The sequence below is a fragment of the Dechloromonas sp. HYN0024 genome, from assembly GCF_003441615.1.
GTDB lineage: Bacteria > Pseudomonadota > Gammaproteobacteria > Burkholderiales > Rhodocyclaceae > Azonexus.
The window spans coordinates 1,697,285-1,715,621 of the sequence record NZ_CP031842.1; the positions used below are offsets into that span (position 1 = coordinate 1,697,285).

The 18,337-nt window shown below is 61.1% G+C and carries 14 protein-coding genes; 11 read left to right on the forward strand and 3 right to left on the reverse strand.

Features of this window, described 5'->3' with window-relative positions; translation table 11 throughout:
- Window positions 1–51: 51 nt before the first annotated feature.
- Both HYN24_RS08250 and HYN24_RS08255 read left to right on the forward strand, forming a co-directional pair.
- Window positions 52–1,023, forward strand: a complete 972-nt coding sequence (locus HYN24_RS08250) for a hypothetical protein (protein WP_117608803.1) — start codon at window positions 52–54, stop codon at window positions 1,021–1,023.
- A gap of 211 nt (window positions 1,024–1,234) precedes the next feature.
- Window positions 1,235–1,726, forward strand: a complete 492-nt coding sequence (locus HYN24_RS08255; protein WP_117608804.1) for an RNase H family protein — start codon at window positions 1,235–1,237, stop codon at window positions 1,724–1,726.
- Here HYN24_RS08255 and HYN24_RS08260 read toward each other — a convergent pair.
- The 3 genes from HYN24_RS08260 to HYN24_RS08270 form a co-directional block, all read right to left on the reverse strand.
- Window positions 1,723–2,376 (reverse strand): 2'-5' RNA ligase family protein, encoded by a 654-nt coding sequence (locus tag HYN24_RS08260; protein ID WP_117608805.1) that lies wholly within the window; start codon window positions 2,374–2,376, stop codon window positions 1,723–1,725. The two genes, HYN24_RS08255 and HYN24_RS08260, sit on opposite strands and share 4 nt — an antisense overlap.
- Window positions 2,377–2,540: 164 nt before the next feature.
- Window positions 2,541–4,916, reverse strand: coding sequence for a phosphoenolpyruvate synthase (gene ppsA / locus HYN24_RS08265; RefSeq protein ID WP_117608806.1), 2,376 nt, complete (start codon window positions 4,914–4,916; stop codon window positions 2,541–2,543).
- Window positions 4,917–4,949: 33 nt separating this feature from the next.
- Window positions 4,950–5,726 carry a GntR family transcriptional regulator gene (locus HYN24_RS08270; RefSeq protein WP_117608807.1) on the reverse strand — a complete coding sequence of 259 codons (777 nt, stop codon included), beginning with the start codon at window positions 5,724–5,726 and terminating at the stop codon, window positions 4,950–4,952.
- A 172-nt stretch (window positions 5,727–5,898) separates the two neighbouring features.
- Here HYN24_RS08270 and HYN24_RS08275 point away from each other — a divergent pair, with 172 nt between their 5' ends.
- The 9 genes from HYN24_RS08275 (at window position 5,899) to HYN24_RS08315 (ending at window position 18,309) form a co-directional block, all read left to right on the forward strand.
- Window positions 5,899–6,681 (forward strand): (Fe-S)-binding protein, encoded by a 783-nt coding sequence (locus HYN24_RS08275; RefSeq protein WP_117608808.1) that lies wholly within the window; start codon window positions 5,899–5,901, stop codon window positions 6,679–6,681.
- Window positions 6,678–7,343 carry a lactate utilization protein C gene (locus HYN24_RS08280; protein WP_117608809.1) on the forward strand — a complete coding sequence of 222 codons (666 nt, stop codon included), beginning with the start codon at window positions 6,678–6,680 and terminating at the stop codon, window positions 7,341–7,343. The genes HYN24_RS08275 and HYN24_RS08280 overlap by 4 nt, the downstream gene beginning before the upstream one ends.
- Window positions 7,340–8,770, forward strand: a complete 1,431-nt coding sequence (locus HYN24_RS08285) for a LutB/LldF family L-lactate oxidation iron-sulfur protein (protein ID WP_117608810.1) — start codon at window positions 7,340–7,342, stop codon at window positions 8,768–8,770. The genes HYN24_RS08280 and HYN24_RS08285 overlap by 4 nt, the downstream gene beginning before the upstream one ends.
- Before the next feature lie 151 nt (window positions 8,771–8,921).
- Window positions 8,922–11,693 carry an FAD-binding and (Fe-S)-binding domain-containing protein gene (locus tag HYN24_RS08290; RefSeq protein ID WP_117608811.1) on the forward strand — a complete coding sequence of 924 codons (2,772 nt, stop codon included), beginning with the start codon at window positions 8,922–8,924 and terminating at the stop codon, window positions 11,691–11,693.
- 136 nt (window positions 11,694–11,829) lie between these two features.
- On the forward strand, window positions 11,830–13,566 hold the full coding sequence (locus HYN24_RS08295; protein WP_117608812.1) for an L-lactate permease: 1,737 nt from the start codon (window positions 11,830–11,832) through the stop codon (window positions 13,564–13,566).
- 14 nt (window positions 13,567–13,580) lie between these two features.
- Window positions 13,581–14,033 (forward strand): universal stress protein, encoded by a 453-nt coding sequence (locus HYN24_RS08300; RefSeq protein ID WP_117608813.1) that lies wholly within the window; start codon window positions 13,581–13,583, stop codon window positions 14,031–14,033.
- A gap of 144 nt (window positions 14,034–14,177) precedes the next feature.
- Entirely contained in the window at window positions 14,178–14,624 is a 447-nt protein-coding gene (locus HYN24_RS08305; protein WP_117608814.1) for a universal stress protein, read from the forward strand.
- Between the two features lie 79 nt (window positions 14,625–14,703).
- Entirely contained in the window at window positions 14,704–17,481 is a 2,778-nt protein-coding gene (gene ppc, locus HYN24_RS08310) for a phosphoenolpyruvate carboxylase (RefSeq protein ID WP_240327641.1), read from the forward strand.
- 9 nt (window positions 17,482–17,490) lie between these two features.
- Entirely contained in the window at window positions 17,491–18,309 is an 819-nt protein-coding gene (locus HYN24_RS08315; RefSeq protein ID WP_117608815.1) for a pyruvate, water dikinase regulatory protein, read from the forward strand.
- Window positions 18,310–18,337 lie beyond the last annotated feature (28 nt).

Consider the following 18,337-nt stretch of genomic DNA (forward strand, 5'->3'; position numbering starts at 1 on the left):
GATCGGGCGAAGTGCCATAATCTGCGAACTACGCCCCGACTGGAAAACCGGATGTTCATCACATTAGCCGTCGGCACCCTGCTGGTGATTTTGTTCGGTGCCTTTCTCGCCTATCGCAAACGCTATCGCGGACTGGCGCTGGGCCTGAGTCTGGGTGTACTGACCATCCTGATAGGTCTGTGGGCCATTTTTCAATCACGCTCATCGACGGCAGCCATCGGCATTCTGTTCCTGCCGTTCTACGCGATTTTTTCCGGCGGCATGGCCTGGCTCTACCGCAACCTGATGCAGGCCGAACACAAGCTGCTGCGTGGGCTGGGCTGGCCATGTCTGGCCTTGGCCCTAGCCGTGCCCGGTGGGCTGGTCTATTCCGGCTTTGAGACCATCGCCCTCAATCGCAGCCGCGATGCCCAACATCAAGCCAATCTGGCCGAAATCGAGCGTAACCGGCAAAGCATCAAGGCATCGCTGGCCAGCAATCCGGGGCGCGAAACTGAAGTCATTGAAAACCTCATCGGCGAGCACCTCGGTCAGCGAACGTTTATATTGCCCCTGCTGGAAAGCCGTTTTGTCACACCGGCCTCCGTCGATCGCCTGGCCAACTCCGACGATCTCGGGATTGCGCTTTCCGCATTGCGGCATCCGGCCTGCCCGTCTGCAACGCTGGCCCGCATCTATCGTATGCACAGTTATCCCGACTACTTCTTCCAGGCCATAGCATCCCATCCCAACACACCACCAGACATCCTCGTCGACCTTTACCGGCGACCCGTCACCATCATGGGTCTGGATCGTTCCTTCGCTCGCAATCCGGCAACGCCCCGCGACATCCTGCTGGAGATTGCCACGGCCACCAAAGAGAGCTTCGTCGTCCAGCAACTGCTGCAAAACCCGAAATTCGACTGCACATTGCTCGCCCCCATCGAAGCCGCCCTGCAGCGGACGGAAAGGCCTACCGACAGCTACAGCCTGAGCCGCCTGGCTGAGTTGCGGGGTGGTCCATGCGGCATACGCACACACTGACACGCGCTGTTGCAAACGGTTACTTGATATCGAAGGGCTGCGCCCCTATCTTGAACACATGCGCTGACCAGACATCAGCCTGACGGCCCCCCACCTCCCCCTCTCCGGGCCGTCCAGAAAGCCTCGTACTTCCCCCGGTACGAGGCTTTCGCCTTTTCAGGGTCGCGCTTTCGGCTATGCTTGCGGCCATCGTATCTGGTGCCCGACCCGCATGCCGAAAAGACGAAAAAAGAAAATTGTCCGCGTCATTCATCCATCGGCCGGCCCCCTGCCCGCCCGACTCACCCCGCTCTACGTCGGCCAGCTACTGGTTTTCAGCGATGCCAGCCAGAAAAGACAGGGTGGACTGGCCGCCATTCTGTTCGACGATCCCGATGGGGAACCGCTGGTTGAATCCCGTTCGGTGCCCGTCACCGGCAGCAACGAACTCGAACTGCAGGCGGCGCTGTTTGCAATCAGCGAGGCCGGGCGGCATTTCCCGGGCCGGCCGTTCGCCCTGTTTTCAGACAACCAGGATGCGGTGATCCGCCTCAATCGCGGCAAGACCGAGGGGCTGGCGCAGGATCCGGTATTGCGGGGGCTTGTGGAAGCATCCGGCCTCGCCGACTCACTGAAAGCCGCAACGATCTGCTGGATCAAGGGGCACGGCAGTTGCCGGGGCAATATCCTGGCCGACCTGCATGCAGCGGAAGCGGCCCGCTAAGCGAACAGCTTGTCCCGCCAGCGCATCTCGCCAGACGCCAGCCAGTAATCGGCAATACAACTCAGTGGCCCACCGACTTCAGAAGGCTGATAAGCCATCAGGCTGAGTCGCTCGATCCGGCAAGTTATTCGATCACCCGCCGGAAAGGCCGCCAGCCGAGCCCTCACCGTATCAACCGGCCATTCCCCGCCATACAGGCCAACCGTGACATGCGGCACATAGTCGCCGAATAAGCGTGGCTGACCATCAACAGCCAGACAGGCGCGCACGGCGGCAATCCGTCGCTGTCGATCGGCAACAACCAGATAAGGTGCGGAGGAAAAACTCTCCAGACCACCAACCTCAATCTCAAAAATCGGTATCTGCGCCCGACTCAGCGCCGCGCATTGGCGCACCAGCAGTTCGGCCGAAAATTCATCCTCGTGCAGCGGCTCGACAGAGGAAAAACCGCACAGATCGAGCGTGACATGCGGCTGGCGAGAATAGCCATCGAGCAAGCATCCATCCAGATGTGCTCCGGCCCGCCCTACTCGCTCGCGAACGGCCGGCACATCAACATCAAACGCCCAGAACACATACGGTGAACGGCCCAGATGCCACTCGGGAAAATCCCGGCGGACATTGCACAAGGTATGCGTACCTTCGAACACTCAGCTAGCCATCCGAATGGTCAGTTTCAATTCAAAACCCGCCAATTTCATGGGCGCTCCCTTCCTGTTGAAACAAAATTCACCCAAACAATGCTTACGAAGAAAAAGGCCGGGATCGCTCCCGGCCTTCTTCATGGCTGTTTGCCAACATCAAGCAACAGCGATCAGCCCTTCTTGTGCGTCGCCAGACGCGTCCACGTGTCGACCACGGTATCCGGATTCAGCGAGATGCTGTTGATGCCCTGATCCATGAGCCATTCGGCCAGATCGGGGTGGTCGGACGGGCCTTGGCCGCAGATGCCGATGTACTTGCCCATCTTGTTGGCAGCAGAAATCGCCATCGACAGCAGCATCTTGACGGCCGGGTCGCGTTCGTCGAAGAGGTTGGCGACGAGGCCGGAGTCACGGTCGAGGCCGAGGGTGAGCTGGGTCAGGTCGTTGGAGCCGATCGAGAAGCCGTCGAAGATTTTGAGGAAGTCTTCGGCGAGCAGCGCGTTGGACGGGATTTCGCACATCATGATGAGCTTCAGTTCGTTCTCGCCCTGCTTCAGGCCATGTTCGGCCAGCAGATCGACGACAGCCTGGCCTTCGCCGACGGTGCGGACGAACGGCACCATCAGTTGCACATTGGTCAGGCCCATTTCTTCGCGAACCTTCTTCATGGCGCGGCATTCCATCTCGAAACAGTCGCGGAAGGACTGGGCGATGTAGCGCGAGGCGCCACGGAAGCCGAGCATCGGATTTTCCTCTTCCGGCTCGTAGAGTTCGCCGCCGAGGAGCTTGCGGTACTCGTTGGACTTGAAGTCGGAGAGGCGGACGATGACCGGATTCGGCCAGAAGGCGGCGGCGATGGTGGACACGCCTTCGACCAGCTTTTCGACGAAGAACTCCTTGGGCGAGGCGTAGCCACGGGCGCGGCGCTTGATTTCCTCGCGCTTCGACGACGGTAGACGCTCGACGTCGAGGATCGCCTTGGGGTGGATGCCGATGACGTTGTTGATGATGAATTCGACGCGGGCGAGACCGACGCCGGCGTTGGGCAGCTGGGCGAATTCGAAGGCGAGTTCGGGGTTGCCGACGTTCATCATGACCTTGACCGGGACATCCGGCATGGCCGAGATGTCACGCGAGGAGATTTCGTAATCGAGCTTGCCGCGATAGACGTGGCCGGTATCGCCTTCGGTACAGGAGGCGGTGACGATTTCACCTTCAGTCAGCGTTTCGGTCGCATCGCCGCAACCGACGATAGCCGGGATGCCGAGTTCGCGGGCGATGATGGCGGCGTGACAGGTACGGCCACCACGGTTGGTGACGATGGCCGAAGCACGCTTCATGACCGGTTCCCAGTTCGGATCGGTCATGTCGGCGACAAGCACGTCACCCGGCTTGACCTGATCCATCTCCTTCGGGTCCTTGACGATGCGGACCGGGCCGACGCCGATCTTCTGGCCAATGGCGCGACCGGAAGCCAGCACCTTGGAGAAGGACTTGAGCTTGAACTTCTCGACCTTGCCAGCACCGGCCTGCGACTGCACGGTTTCCGGACGGGCCTGGAGGATGTAGAGCTTGCCGTCGATGCCGTCCTTGCCCCACTCGATGTCCATCGGACGACCGTAGTGCTTTTCAATGATCTGGGCGTAACGGGCGAGTTCCATGACTTCGGCGTCGTTAAGCGAGAACTGGTGACGCAGGGATTCTTCGACATCTTCGGTGACGACGGACTTGCCGGCGACCTTTTCGGTCGAGAAGGTCATCTTGATCATCTTCGAGCCGAGGTTGCGGCGCACGACGGCGTGCTTGCCGGCTTCGAGCATGGGCTTATGCACGTAGAACTCGTCAGGATTGACGGCACCCTGAACGACAGTTTCGCCAAGGCCGTAGCTGGAAGTGACGAAGACGGCGTCACGGAAGCCGGATTCGGTATCGAGCGTGAACATGACGCCGGCGGCGCCCTTGTCGGAGCGCACCATGCGCTGGATGCCGGCCGACAGCGCGACGTCGGCATGAATGAAGCCCTTGTGCACACGGTAGGAAATGGCGCGGTCGTTGTAGAGCGAGGCGAAGACTTCCTTGATGGCGTGCAGGATGTTTTCGAGGCCGACGATGTTGAGGAAGGTTTCCTGCTGGCCGGCAAAGGAAGCGTCCGGCAAGTCTTCGGCGGTGGCCGAGGAGCGCACGGCGAAGGACATGTCGGTGGTCGAGTCGGCGACGAGGCGCTGGTACTGCTCGGTGATGGCGATGGTCAGGTCCATCGGGAAGGGGGTGTCCATGATCCACTGGCGAATCTCGGCACCGGCCTTGACGAGCGCATTCACGTCATCGACATCCAGCGCGTCGAGGACGGCGTTGATCTTGGCATCGAGGCCGGACTGGGCGAGGAAGTCGCGGTAGGCCTGAGCCGTCGTGGCAAAGCCGCCGGGAACGCGGACGCCGGTATCGGCCAGCTGGCTGATCATTTCGCCAAGCGACGAATTCTTGCCGCCGACTTTGTCGACATCGGTCATGCGGAGTTTTTCAAACGGTAGGACGAGCGGTTCCATAAGGGTTCCTTGGTGGAAAGTTAAATTGAAAAATCAGGAAGTGGATTCGGAAAAATCAGGACTCAGGCGACGCGCCGCCGTTTCGCGGCGGGCGACGCTGCGTAGCGTCTGGGCCAGGGTTTCGCGGACGAAATCGATGTGCGTTTCAGCGGCAGCACGGGCGGCCTGCGGCTTGCGCGCCACAATGGCGTCGTAGATGGCGGCATGCTGGCTCTTCAGCAGGTTGCCGGCAGCCGGTACGGTCTTCAGTTCGCCGAGATTCAGGCGGATGTTGTCGTGCATCAGGCGCAGCAGGGCCGAGGACAGGTGGCCGAGCAGCGCATTGTGGGCTGCCTCGCCAACTGCCTGATGAAAGGCGATGTCCGCATCGGAACGCTGGTCCATGTTTTCATGTGAGAAGGCGGCATTGAGCGCGGCAAAGCACTGACCAAGGCGCGTCAGGTCAGCTTCGGTTGCGCGCTCGGCAGCCCACTCGGCGGCCTGACCTTCAATCATCCGGCGAAACTCGAGCATGTCTTCGCGCAGGTTGGGGTGGCTGCCCATCATTTCCTGCCAGGGGTCGAAGAAAGTCGACTCAAGGCGGTCGGTGACGGTAGTACCCCCACCCTGCCGACTCTGCACCATGCCTTTGGAAGCCAGCTTCTGAATGGCTTCACGCAGCGACGGACGCGAAACACCGAACTCGGTCGCCAGCTCACGCTCCGGCGGCAGGCGGTCGCCCGGCTTGAGCGAGCCTTCCAGGATGCGGCGCTCCAGCGAAGCGGCAACGGCATCGGAAATACGCGGGACCTGCACTTTATTGAGGGGCATCGGGCTCGGCATGATTGGTAAGACCAACGAATTCTAATCATCGAATCGGTAAAGCGCAAGTATAGGATATACCCTTAGTTAATTGACTAAGTCACGGTATTCACGTAAATTTTCATCTGCACGAATATTGGTCTTACCAATTTACCGACAAATAATTTATACCGGAGACAAGATGAACCGACCGGAATCCGCAGCACCACGGCCTACCGACGTTTATTTTTTTGCCACTTGTGTCGTAGACCAGTTCTTCCCCGGCGCCGGAATGGATGCGATCACCCTGCTCGAACGAGAAGGTATCCGCGTTCACTTTCCGGAAGAACAAACCTGTTGCGGCCAACCGGCCTACACCAGCGGCTTCCCTGACGAAGCACGCAAGGTAGCAGCGCATCAACTGACACTATTCCCCGAAAACTGGCCGGTCGTCGTGCCCTCCGGCTCCTGCGCCGGCATGATGAAGCACCACTACCCGACGCTGTTCGCCGCCGACCCGGTGCGCAAGGCGCAGGCCGAGGCCCTGTCTTTGCGCATATATGAACTGACCGACTTTCTCGTCAATGTCTTGAACTTCCAGCCGGAAGACAAAGGCGGCGACTGTACCGTCGTTCTCCACACATCCTGCTCGGCCCGGCGCGAAATGGGCGTCCATCTGACCGGGCGCAAGTTGCTTGGCGGTCTCAACAAGGTCACCCTCGCCCAGCAGGATCACGAATCCGAGTGCTGCGGCTTCGGCGGCACCTTCTCGGTCAAGCAGCCGGAGATCTCCGGCGCCATGGTCGAAGACAAGGTCAAGGCGCTCAAGGCAAGCGGCGCCGAGCGCGTCGTCAGCGCCGACTGCGGTTGCCTCATGAACATCCTCGGCCACGCCGCCTGGAAAGATCAACAGGCTGGCTTGACCAAACCCACCCTGCCGGGCGAACACATCGCCAGCTTCCTGCTGCGGAGGACTTCCAAATGAGCGCCCGTGACCGCATCCTGGCCAAACTCAAGGCCGCCCCCCTACTCCCCAAGCCGGAACCCGATGTCGCAGCCTGGTTCTCAACGCACCGCCGGACCGAATTCAAGGCTGAGAAAGCCGCTCGCTTCCGCCACTTCATCGAACTGGCCCATGCCGAAGTCCATACCGTTTCGCGCAGCGGCTGGCTGCAAAAATTGCGGGAAGTCCTCGACGCGAAGGGGATAGAAAAGCTGCTCGTGGCCGACTCAACGGCCCATGGCGAGGCTGCGCTGGATGAGTTGCCACGGCATGGTATCGAATGCCAGACCTACGATCTGGCCATCGAAGCCTGGAAAACCGAAATGTTCCACGCCACGCCGGCCAGCCTGACCGCCGCCCGTGCCGCCATTGCCGAAACCGGCACATTGATCCTCTGGCCGGACGCCGCCGAGCCACGCCTGATGTCGCTGGTGCCGCCCGTGCATATTGTCCTGCTCGATGCCAGCAAGATTTACAACACCTTCTACGAGGCGATGCAGAGCGAAGGCTGGACTCAGAGCCTGCCGACCAACGCCCTGCTCATCTCCGGACCCTCCAAGACAGCCGACATCCAGCAGACACTGGCCTATGGCGCACACGGTCCGAAAGAATTGGTGGTGTTGATGATCGGAGACGAACAATGAACGCCCAGCCAATTCACTTCAAGCCGGCCGAAGGTTTCCGCGCCCGCTCTAAAGCGGTGGTCGACAATCCTTTCCTGCGCCAGAGTTTCCGTGGCGCCATGGATTTCCTGATGAGCAAGCGCGCCGCCCAGTTCCCCGACGCCGAGGAACTGGAAAGCCTGCGCACGCTGGGCGAAAGCATCCGCCAGTACAACCTCGGCAAACTGCCCACCTTGCTCGAACAACTCGAAGCCAACCTGACGCGCAATGGCATCCAGGTGCATTGGGCCGAAACGCCTGACGAAGCCAACGCCATCATTCTCGACATCTGCCACGCCCGCCGGGCCAGGCTGATGGTCAAGGGAAAGTCGATGGTCAGCGAAGAAATCGAACTCAACCATGCCGCCGAAGCCGCCGGCATTGACGCGCTTGAGTCGGACATGGGCGAATACATCGTCCAACTGGCCGGCGAAAAGCCGTCGCACATCATCATGCCGGCCATCCACAAGACCAAACAGGAAATCGCCCAGCTCTTCGCCGACAAGGTCGAAGGCGTCGATTACACCGACAACGTCGATGCGCTGATCCAGATCGGTCGCAACGTGCTGCGCCAGAAGTTTCTCGAAGCCGACATCGGCCTCTCCGGTGTCAATTTCGCCGTCGCTGAAACGGGCACGCTGTGCCTGGTCGAAAACGAAGGCAATGGCCGCATGTGCACCACCGCACCGCCGGTCCATATCGCCATCACCGGCATCGAGAAGATCGTCGAAAAGCTCGAGCACATCCCGCCCCTGCTCTCGCTCCTGACCCGCTCGGCCACCGGCCAGAACATCTCGACCTATTTCAACATGATCTCCAGCCCGCGCAAGGCTGGCGAAAAGGACGGTCCGAGCGAAGTACATCTGGTCCTCCTCGACAATGGCCGTTCACAAGCCTATGCCGACGAGCAATTACGCAAGACACTGCAATGCATCCGCTGCGGGGCGTGCATGAATCACTGCCCGGTCTATACGCGAATTGGCGGCCACGCCTACGGCACAACCTATCCCGGACCCATCGGCAAAATCATTTCGCCACATATGCTGGGGCTGGAGGCGACATCGACGATGGCGACGGCTTCGTCGCTGTGTGGTGCTTGCGGTGAAGTCTGTCCGGTCAAGATTCCGATTCCCGATTTGCTCATGCGACTGCGCGAAGAAGCGTTCTCGGCACCGCATGCGAATCCGGCGATGGTTGGTCAGGGTGCAGCCTATAGCGGCGTAATTTCGGCTATTTGGGCGGGATGGGCGGCGGTTTATCGGTCTCCGGCCCTGTATGGCGTTGTGACCTGGTTGGGAAGTCGGTTTGGGTGGTTGATGCCATCGCGGCAAGGCCCTTGGACTTCGGTTCGGGTTCCTTTAAAGCCAGCACCCAAGCGGTTGCGGGATATGTTGCGGGAACGCGGGTGATGGTTGCAGGGGCTTTCCCATTGAATAGGCTTTGGGTTCCGCCTTGCTGGCGGGCGTACTTTCTGTTGCTTCGCCAAAAGACAGTACGCCCCTCAAGGACGAAACCCCAGCCAATTAGTCGACTAAACATAAACAAATTTGAGACAACCCCATGAGCCAGTTGATCCAGCAACTCCGCAAACATCTCCCGGAACACCAGGTCATCACCGACGACCTCCGTCGCCTGGCCTACGGCACCGACGCCAGCTTCTACCGCCTGACCCCGCAGGTCGTCGCCGTCATCGAATCCGAAGCTGAACTTCAGGCGGTTCTAAAGGCCGCCCACCAGACCAGCACCCCGGTGACCTTCCGGGCCGCCGGGACGAGCCTGTCCGGACAGGCCATTACCGACGGAATCCTGGCCCTGATCGGCGAAGGTTTCGCCACTTATGAACTCAATGCCGATGCCAGCAAGGTCAAGGTTGGCCCCGGCATCATTGGCGGCGAGGTCAATCGTCGCCTCGCCCCCTTCGGCAAGAAGATCGGTCCGGATCCCGCTTCCATCGGTGCCGCCAAGATCGGTGGGATTGCTGCCAACAACGCTTCCGGCATGTGCTGTGGCACAGCCCAGAACAGTTACCGGACGCTGGCCGGGATGCGTGTCGTGCTGGCCGATGGCTGTTGCCTCGATACCGAAGACCACCTGAGCGTCGATGCTTTCTCGAAAAGCCATGCCGTGCTGCTCGGCGAACTGGAACGCCTGGGCCGCGACACGCGTAACAACGCGAAATTGGCCGAGCGCATCCGCCACAAGTTCAAGATCAAGAACACCACCGGCTACAGCCTCAATGCGCTGATCGATTACGAAGACCCGATCGACATCCTGAGTCACCTGATGATCGGCTCGGAAGGCACTCTCGGCTTCATTTCACGCATCACCTACCACACCGTCGTCGAAGATCCGCACAAGGCCAGCGCGCTGGTTTTCTTCCCCGACATCCGCACGGCCTGCGAAGCGGTGATTCGCCTCAAGCCACAGCCGGTTTCCGCCGTCGAACTGCTCGACCGGCCGGCCCTGCATTCGGTCGAGAACAAGCCCGGCCTGCCGGCCATCATGCGCGAACTGGGCGAGGAGGCCGCGGCGCTGCTCATCGAGGTACGCGCCGCCACCGCCGACGGCATCAGCGAGAAAATCGCCGCTGTCCACGCCGCGATGGCTGGTATTGCCACGGTCGAACCCATGCAATTTTCGACCGACCCGGCCACCTGCGAGATGTACTGGAAAGTCCGCAAAGGCACTTTCCCGGCCGTTGGCGCCATGCGCCGCACGGGCACCACGGTGCTCATCGAGGACGTCGCTTTCCATATCGAGAACCTTGCTGACGCCACGCTTGATCTGCAAGCCCTGCTCCGTCACCACGGTTATCACGAGGGGATCATTTTCGGCCACGCCCTGGAAGGTAATCTGCACTTTGTCATCACCCAGGATTTCGGTGATGCCAGCGAGGTCGACCGCTACGCCCGATTCATGGATGACCTCTGCCACCTCGTGGTCGACAAGTACGACGGTTCGCTCAAGGCCGAACACGGTACCGGACGCAACATGGCGCCTTTTGTCGAGATGGAATGGGGCAAGGACGCGGCTGACCTGATGCGCCACATCAAGCGCCTGTTCGACCCGGAAAACCGCCTCAACCCCGGCGTCATCCTCAACAACAACCCCCACGCCCACCTTGAAAACCTCAAACCGATGCCGGCCGCCGAGGACATCGTCGACCGCTGCATCGAATGCGGCTTCTGCGAACCGCTCTGCCCCTCGCATCGCCTGACCTTGTCACCGCGCCAGCGCATCACCAGCATCCGCGAACTGGCCCGCCGTACGGCTGCCGGCGAGCCTGCCGGCAGCGTCGGCGAGGATTATGCCTACATGGGTCTCGACACCTGCGCCGGTTGCGGCCTGTGCTCGACGGCCTGCCCAGTCGGCATCGACACCGGCGATCTGACCCGGCGACTGCGCGGTCGCCGCCTCGGTGACACCGCCCGTAGCGTCAATGCCTGGACCGGCCAACACTTTGGTACTCTGGCCAATACCTCGCGCCTCGGCCTCAAGATCGGCCACGCGGTATCCGGTGTCCTTGGCGACAACTTCCTCGGCCGCATCTCCGGCGGGGCCTGGAAAAAGAACATGCCGACCGCCGGCAAGGCACCCGTCGCAAGAATCACCCAAGGCGACCCGGTCGTTTATTTCCCGACCTGCGGCGGGCGTATCTTCGGACCAGCCAGCGCCGCTGAGCAACAGCTTGGCGACGTCATCCTCGAACTGCTCACCCGCGCCGGCTACGCGCCCATCCTGCCCGAAGGCTTCGACAGCCTGTGCTGCGGCCAGATGCTGGCGAGTAAAGGGATGGCCGAGGAAGCCGAGGCAATGTCGGACATGCTCGAATCGGCGCTGATGAAAGCGTCGCAGAACGGCAAGTACCCGGTGATCATGGATGCCAGCACATGCACGGTCCGCATGCAAAAGCATCTGGCTGGCCGCATCAGGCTCTACGACTTCCACGAATTCGCTCACGACGCCCTGCTGCCCCGCCTCATGATCAGCAAACAGCCCGGCCCGGTCGCCCTGCATGTCAATTGTAGCGTCAAAAAGACTGGCTCCGATGCCAAGCTGAAGGTCCTGCTTGCCGCCTGCGTCGACCACATCATCGAACCGGCCGGCGTCACCTGCTGCGGCTTTGCCGGCGACCGTGGCTTCGTCGTACCCGAACTGAATCAGCATGCCCTGCGCAAAATTCACGACGAACTGCCGCCGACCTGCGCCTGCGGGGTGTCGACCAACCGTACCTGTGAAATCGGCCTGACGGCCGAAACCGGGCGCACCTATCGATCGATTGCCTATCTGCTTGAAGAATGCAGCCGAAAGGAGAGCGCCGTGACCTGCTAGGAAAAAACAGCCCGGCAGAAGGGGTTCTTGCACCGGGCCGAAAACTGAGACAAATCTGACATTAAAAACGGTCACGCCACACGTCTGCGCGCCAACGCAGCGAAGTGGTCAGACCAGATTTTAAAGGAAACTACTTATGATCTGGCAACAGATATACGATCCGCTGGGCAGCATTGGGCTGTCCGCATTACTGGCGTCCGTCCCGGTCGTCGTCATGCTGGCCGCGCTGGCCTTCTTCCACGTCAAGGCGCACGTCGCTGCACTGCTGGCACTCATCTCGGCGCTGGGCATCGCCATTTTCGGCTTTGGCATGCCGGCCAACATGGCCACCGATGCCGCCATTTTCGGCGCTATCAACGGTCTGGTGCCGATTGGCTGGATCGTTCTCAACATCATCTTCCTGCATCGCCTGACCACCGAAAACGGTTCCTTCAAGGTGCTGCAGGACTCCATCGCCGGCATCACCGACGACCGTCGCCTGCAACTGCTGCTCATCGCCTTCTGCTTTGGTGCCTTCTTCGAGGGCGCTGCCGGTTTCGGTACGCCAGTTGCCGTCACCGGTGCCGTGCTCATCGGCCTCGGCTTCTCGCCACTCGCTGCCTCCGGTCTGGCGCTGATCGCCAACACTGCTCCGGTTGCCTACGGGGCGTTGGGCACACCGGTCATCACGCTGGCCAAGGTCACCGGCCTCGACGAAATGATGCTGTCGGCGATGATCGGTCGTCAGTTGCCCTTCTTCTCCCTGCTCGTACCATTCTGGCTGATCTGGGCCTTCGCCGGGCGCAAGGGCATGATGCAGATCTGGCCGGCCATCCTGGTCGCCGGCGGTTCCTTTGCCATCGCCCAGTTCCTGGTCTCCAACTACCACGGCCCGATGCTGGTCGATGTCATCGCTTCGCTCGTTTCGATGGGTTGCCTGATCGCCTTCCTGAAAGTCTGGAAGCCAAAATCCATCTGGACCTCGGCCAAGCTGATCGGCCACGAGGATGATGGTGGCGAAGCCCACCCGGAGCCGACCGACATCCCGCAAAAGGCCGACAAGGCTGCCGTGCGCCGCGCCTGGATGCCCTGGGTTGTGCTCACTGTCTTCGTCTTTATCTGGGGCCTGCCCGAGTTCAAGAAAGCCGTTGATACCGTGCCGGTTGTCGTCGATGGCCAGCCTGTGCTCGACGCCAAGGGTCTGCCGAAAGTAGCCGGCAATACCTTCTTTGCGCCAATTTACAAGTTTGAGGACATCCACGAAAAGATCGAAAAGGTGCCGCCCGTCGTCGCCAAGAGCAAGAAGGAAGAAGCCACCTACAAGCTGAACTGGTTCACCACCACCGGCACCGGCATCCTGCTCGCCGCAGTACTGGCCGGCCTGCTTATGGGTTACCGCCCACAACAACTAGTCGGCGAATTCGGCAAGACGATCTGGATGGTGCGCTATTCGCTGGTCACCATTATCGCCATGCTGGGGCTGGGCTATCTGACGCGCTACTCGGGCATTGATGCGACGCTTGGTCTGGCCTTCGCCTTTACCGGCGTCTTCTATCCCTTCTTCGGCACCTTCCTGGGCTGGCTGGGTGTAGCGCTGACCGGTTCCGACACCGCCTCCAACGTGCTGTTCGGGGGCCTGCAGCGGACCACGGCGGAACAACTCGGCATTTCGCCCATCCTCATGGCCGCCGCCAACAGCTCAGGCGGCGTCATGGGCAAGATGGTCGATGCCCAGTCCATCGTTGTCGCCTCGACCGCCACCCACTGGTACGGCCATGAAGGCGAGATCCTGCGCTACGTCTTCTTCCACTCCATTGCGCTGTGCACCCTGATGGGCCTGTTCATCACCGCCCAAGCCTATGTCTGGCCCTTCACGGCCATGGTCCTCAAATAATCGGAGTCGAAATCATGTATCAGAAAATCTTTGTCGCCATCGACGACAGCCCGACCTCGCAAAAGGCACTGATCGAAGCGATTGATGTTGCCAAAAGTGCCGGTGCCGTCCTGTGTATCGCCCACGCCGCCGACGAAAGCCTGCTCGCCCAGCACGGCATGGGCCTCGGCAGCTATATCGACGTCGAGCGGACCAAGCAGGCCATTCGTGACACCTCGCAGGCGCTCCTTGACGCTGCTGCTGCCAAGGCGTTGGCGGCCGGCGTCGCGGCCGAAACCCGGCTGCTTGAAGCGAGCAACCAGCGCGTTGCCGAGCTGATCGCCAGCGGGGCCGAGGCTTTCGCCGCCGACCTGATCGTCATTGGCACCCACGGCCGGCGCGGCTTTGCCCGCCTGCTGGTCGGTTCGGTAGCGGAAAACCTGGTGCGCATCGCCCACACCTCGCTGCTGATGGTACGCGACCACTAAAAGATGTGTAGCCCAGGCGGGACATGCGACTTCGTTCGGATGTCCCGCCTGCTTCGGGAATTCCCCACATGGCGCGGATGACGAATTTTGCTACTTTGCGCCATCACCTTATTCCGCATCAGCCACCTGCCCTGGAGAACATCCATGTACAAGAAAATTCTGGTTGCCATCGACGATAGCGAAACCTCACGCAGCGCCCTCAAAGAGGCGCTCCACATCGCAAAAGCGAGCAACGCCAAGCTCTACATCACCCACGTTGCCGACGAAACCATGCTCAACATCCACGGCCATGCCATGTCCGGCGCCGTCAATCTCGATGGCGCCGTCGCCAACCTGATCAAGGCCGGACAACAACTGCTCGACAATGCCATGCAAGCAGCCGCCGGCATTAATGCCGAGCCGCTGATGCTGGAAGCCAGCAGCCGGCGCATCTCGGAAACCATTGCCGAAAAAGCCAAGGAACTCGGTGTCGAGCTGATCATCATCGGCCGCCACGGCCAGCGCGGCCTGGCCACGCTGATTCTTGGCTCGGTGGCCGAACAATTGGCTAGAATCGCTGAAGCCTCGGTGCTGCTCGTACGCAAGCACTAACGCTGCTCGATGCAGGCCCCGCCTTGGCGGGGAAACCAATTTAAAACTTCGATGATCCCCGCCATGCCGGGGATCGTTCATGATGGGACCGACCATGTCTTACCGCGCCACCGACAGCCACAAAGACGAACCTCTCCGCGACGATATCCGCCTGCTTGGCCGCATCCTCGGCGACACCGTGCGCGAACAGGAGGGCGAATCGGTATTCGAAATCGTCGAGCGCGTTCGCCAGACCGCCGTCCGTTTTGCCCGCGACGGCGACCCCGCCGCCCGCGACGATCTCGCCGCACTGCTTGACCCGTTACCGCGCGACACCACCCAGGCCGTCGTCCGCGCCTTCAGCTACTTTCTGCAACTGGCCAATATCGCCGAGGATGAGCACCACATCCGCCGCCGTCGCGCCCACGATCTGGCCAATTCGCCGCCGCGTGAAGGCAGCCTGATCTTCGCTCTGGATTCGCTGGCTTCAGCCAACGTATCGCCAGAAACGATTGCCGACTTCTTCGCTCATGCCGTCGTTGCCCCTGTCCTCACCGCCCACCCGACAGAAGTTCAGCGCCAGAGCCTGATTCGCAATCACCGCGACCTGGCCCGTCTGCTCGACCAGCGCGAACGCCTGCAGATGACGCCCGAGGAGCAGGTCGAGAACGATCTCGGCATCGCCAATTCCATCCTCACCCTGTGGCAGTCGCGCATGCTCCGGCCGGTCCGTCTCAAGGTACTCGACGAGGTCAAGAACGGCATCACCTATTTCAAGGAAACCTTCTTCACTGAACTGCCGCGCCTTTACATTCAGGCCACGCAGCAATTGCAGAAACGTTACCCCGACACCGTCTGGGCCTTGCCACCCTTTTTCCGCGTCGGCAGCTGGATCGGCGGCGACCGCGATGGCAACCCCTTCGTCACCGCCGACATCCTGCGCGAAGCCCTGCGCCTGCAATCGGCCGCCGCCCTCAATCATTATCTTGATGAAGTCCACGAACTGGGTGGCGAACTGCCGCTCTCCGACCTCCTCGTCAAAGTCACCCCGGAACTGCTGGCCCTGGCCGAGCATTCAACCGACCATTCGCCACAACGCGCCGACGAACCCTATCGACGCGCCTTGTCCGGCATCTACGCCCGCCTCGCAGCGACGGCCCGGGTGCTCGATCAAGTCGAACCGGTGCGCCACGAAATCGGCAACGCCGAACCCTACGCCACGCCGGAAGCCCTGCGCGCCGACCTCAAGGTGCTCAACAATTCGCTGAAGCTCAACGGCAGTGCCAATCTGGCCGGTGGCCGTCTGCGCCGCTTGTTGCGCGGGGTGCAGGTCTTCGGCTTCCACCTGGCGCCAATCGACCTGCGCCAGAACTCCGAAGTGCATGCCCGTAGCGTCGCCGAACTGCTTGCTGGCGCCGGTCGCTGCCCGGATTACGAGGCCCTCTCTGAAAACGAGCGGATCGCCCTGCTGACCGCCGAAATCGCCACGCCGCGCCCGCTCTACTCGCCCTACCTGAACTATTCCGAAGAAACCGAGGGCGAACTCGCCATCTTTTTTGCCGCCCGCGAGTTGCGCCAGCGCTATGGTGTTGCAGCCCTGCCCAATTGCATCATCTCGAAGACCGATGGTGTCTCCGACCTGCTCGAACTGGCCCTCCTTCTCAAGGAATCCGGCCTCCTGCTACCGGGTGCTAAACCGCAGCTGAACGTCAACATCATCCCCCTCTTCGAGACTATCGAAGATTTGCAGAAGAGCGCCGCAACCATGGCCGGCGTATTTGCCATCCCGGCCTACCGCGAACTGATTGCCGGACGCGGTAACGAACACGAGGTCATGCTCGGCTATTCGGATTCCAACAAGGACGGCGGCTTCCTGACCTCCGGCTGGGAACTGTACAAGGCTGAAATCGAACTGGCCGCGGTTTTCAAGCAGCACAGCGTTCGCCTGCGCCTGTTCCACGGCCGTGGCGGCTCGGTCGGTCGCGGCGGCGGCCCGACCTATCACGCCATCCTCGCCCAGCCGGCCGGGGCGGTATCGGGGCAGATCCGCCTGACCGAGCAGGGCGAAGTCATTTCGACCAAATACGGCAGCGCCGACACCGGCCGCCGCAACCTTGAAGTGCTGCTCGCCGCCACGCTCGAAGCCAGCCTGACCGATCACGAAAACAAGGTCGAGCCGGCCGAACAGTTCCATACGGTGATGGATGAACTGTCGCTACGCGCCTTTAACGCCTATCGTGGGCTGGTTTATGAAACGCCGGGCTTCACTACCTATTTCCGCCAGTCGACCGTGGTCAATGAAATCGCCTCGCTCAACATCGGCAGTCGCCCCGCATCGCGCAAGGCCTCAGAGCGCATCGAAGATCTGCGGGCGATCCCCTGGGTCTTCAGCTGGGCACAATGCCGGCTCATGCTGCCCGGCTGGTACGGCTTCGGTTCGGCCGTCCACGGCTATCTGGCAGCGAACCCGACAGGCATGGCAACACTGCGCCGCATGGTCAAATCCTGGCCCTTCTTCCAGAGTCTGCTGTCCAACATGGATATGGTACTGGCCAAGACCGACCTCGCCATCGCCTCCCGCTACGCCGAACTGGTCACCGACGCCGATCTGCACCAACGCATTTTCAGCCAGATCAAGGCGGAATGGGCGCTGACCCGCCAGCACCTGCTGGCTATCCTCGAACAGCACGACTTCCTGGCCGACAACCCCATGCTCAAGCGTTCGCTTCAACTCCGCTCGCCCTACATGGACCCACTCAACCACCTTCAGGTTGAACTGCTTAAGCGTCACCGTGCCGGTGAAACCGACGAGCGCGTCGCCCGCGGCATCCACCTGTCGATCAACGGGGTGGCTTCCGGACTGCGCAACAGCGGGTAAAATGACCAGATGCCTACGATAATAAAACGCACCGTCTTTTTCGTCTCCGACGGCACCGGCCTGACGGTCGAAGCCCTCGGCCACAGCCTGATGACCCAGTTCGAGGACATCGAGTTCAAGCAGATCCGCATTCCTTTCCTCGACAACATCGAGAAAGCGCAGGATGCCGTGGCCCGTATCAATGCCCAGGGCGAATCCGATGGCATGCGCCCGATCGTGTTCACCACGCTGGTCAATCCCGAACTGTCGGGTATCGTCCATCAGGCTGACGCCTTCTGCCTGTCCTATTTCGACTCTTTCCTGTCGCCCCTCGAAGCCGAGCTTGGTCGTCACTCCAACCATACGGTCGGGCGCTCGCACGGCTCGGCCGAAAGCTCCGAGTACAAGAAACGCATCGAGTCGATCAATTACACCCTGGCCCACGACGACGGCATCACCGACCGCGACCTGGAAGAAGCTGACGTCATCCTGGTCGCCGTCTCACGCTGCGGCAAAACGCCGACCTCGCTCTATCTGGCCATGCAGTTCGGCCTCAAGGCGGCCAACTTCCCGCTCATCCCCGAAGACTTCGACCGCGGCCGCCTGCCCAGTACGCTTGAGAAGCATCGCCCCAAACTCTTCGGCCTGACCATCCAGCCCGAGCGCCTGACGCAAATCCGCGAAGAACGCCGCGCGGGGAGCAAATACGCCTCGCTGGCCAACTGCCGCTACGAAATCGCCGAAGCCGAAAAAATGATGCGCCGCGAAGGTATTCGCTGGCTGGATTCATCGACCAAGTCGATTGAGGAAATCTCGACAACGATTCTGCAGGAACTCAAACTGCGCTGAAACAGGGCATTCACTGGTCACCAAGGCG

What these genes read in the sequence shown, in the direction of transcription:
- HYN24_RS08285 (WP_117608810.1), top strand. Translation starts at nt 7,340, where the DNA reads ATGAACGCCCAGCCAATTCACTTCAAGCCGGCCGAAGGTTTCCGCGCC.
- HYN24_RS08295 (WP_117608812.1), top strand. Translation starts at nt 11,830, where the DNA reads ATGATCTGGCAACAGATATACGATCCGCTGGGCAGCATTGGGCTGTCC.
- HYN24_RS08315 (WP_117608815.1), top strand. Translation starts at nt 17,491, where the DNA reads ATGCCTACGATAATAAAACGCACCGTCTTTTTCGTCTCCGACGGCACC.
- HYN24_RS08270 (WP_117608807.1), bottom strand. Translation starts at nt 5,726, where the DNA reads ATGCCCCTCAATAAAGTGCAGGTCCCGCGTATTTCCGATGCCGTTGCC.
- HYN24_RS08250 (WP_117608803.1), top strand. Translation starts at nt 52, where the DNA reads ATGTTCATCACATTAGCCGTCGGCACCCTGCTGGTGATTTTGTTCGGT.
- HYN24_RS08305 (WP_117608814.1), top strand. Translation starts at nt 14,178, where the DNA reads ATGTACAAGAAAATTCTGGTTGCCATCGACGATAGCGAAACCTCACGC.
- HYN24_RS08290 (WP_117608811.1), top strand. Translation starts at nt 8,922, where the DNA reads ATGAGCCAGTTGATCCAGCAACTCCGCAAACATCTCCCGGAACACCAG.
- ppsA (WP_117608806.1), bottom strand. Translation starts at nt 4,916, where the DNA reads ATGGAACCGCTCGTCCTACCGTTTGAAAAACTCCGCATGACCGATGTC.
- HYN24_RS08280 (WP_117608809.1), top strand. Translation starts at nt 6,678, where the DNA reads ATGAGCGCCCGTGACCGCATCCTGGCCAAACTCAAGGCCGCCCCCCTA.
- HYN24_RS08275 (WP_117608808.1), top strand. Translation starts at nt 5,899, where the DNA reads ATGAACCGACCGGAATCCGCAGCACCACGGCCTACCGACGTTTATTTT.
- ppc (WP_240327641.1), top strand. Translation starts at nt 14,704, where the DNA reads ATGATGGGACCGACCATGTCTTACCGCGCCACCGACAGCCACAAAGAC.
- HYN24_RS08255 (WP_117608804.1), top strand. Translation starts at nt 1,235, where the DNA reads ATGCCGAAAAGACGAAAAAAGAAAATTGTCCGCGTCATTCATCCATCG.
- HYN24_RS08300 (WP_117608813.1), top strand. Translation starts at nt 13,581, where the DNA reads ATGTATCAGAAAATCTTTGTCGCCATCGACGACAGCCCGACCTCGCAA.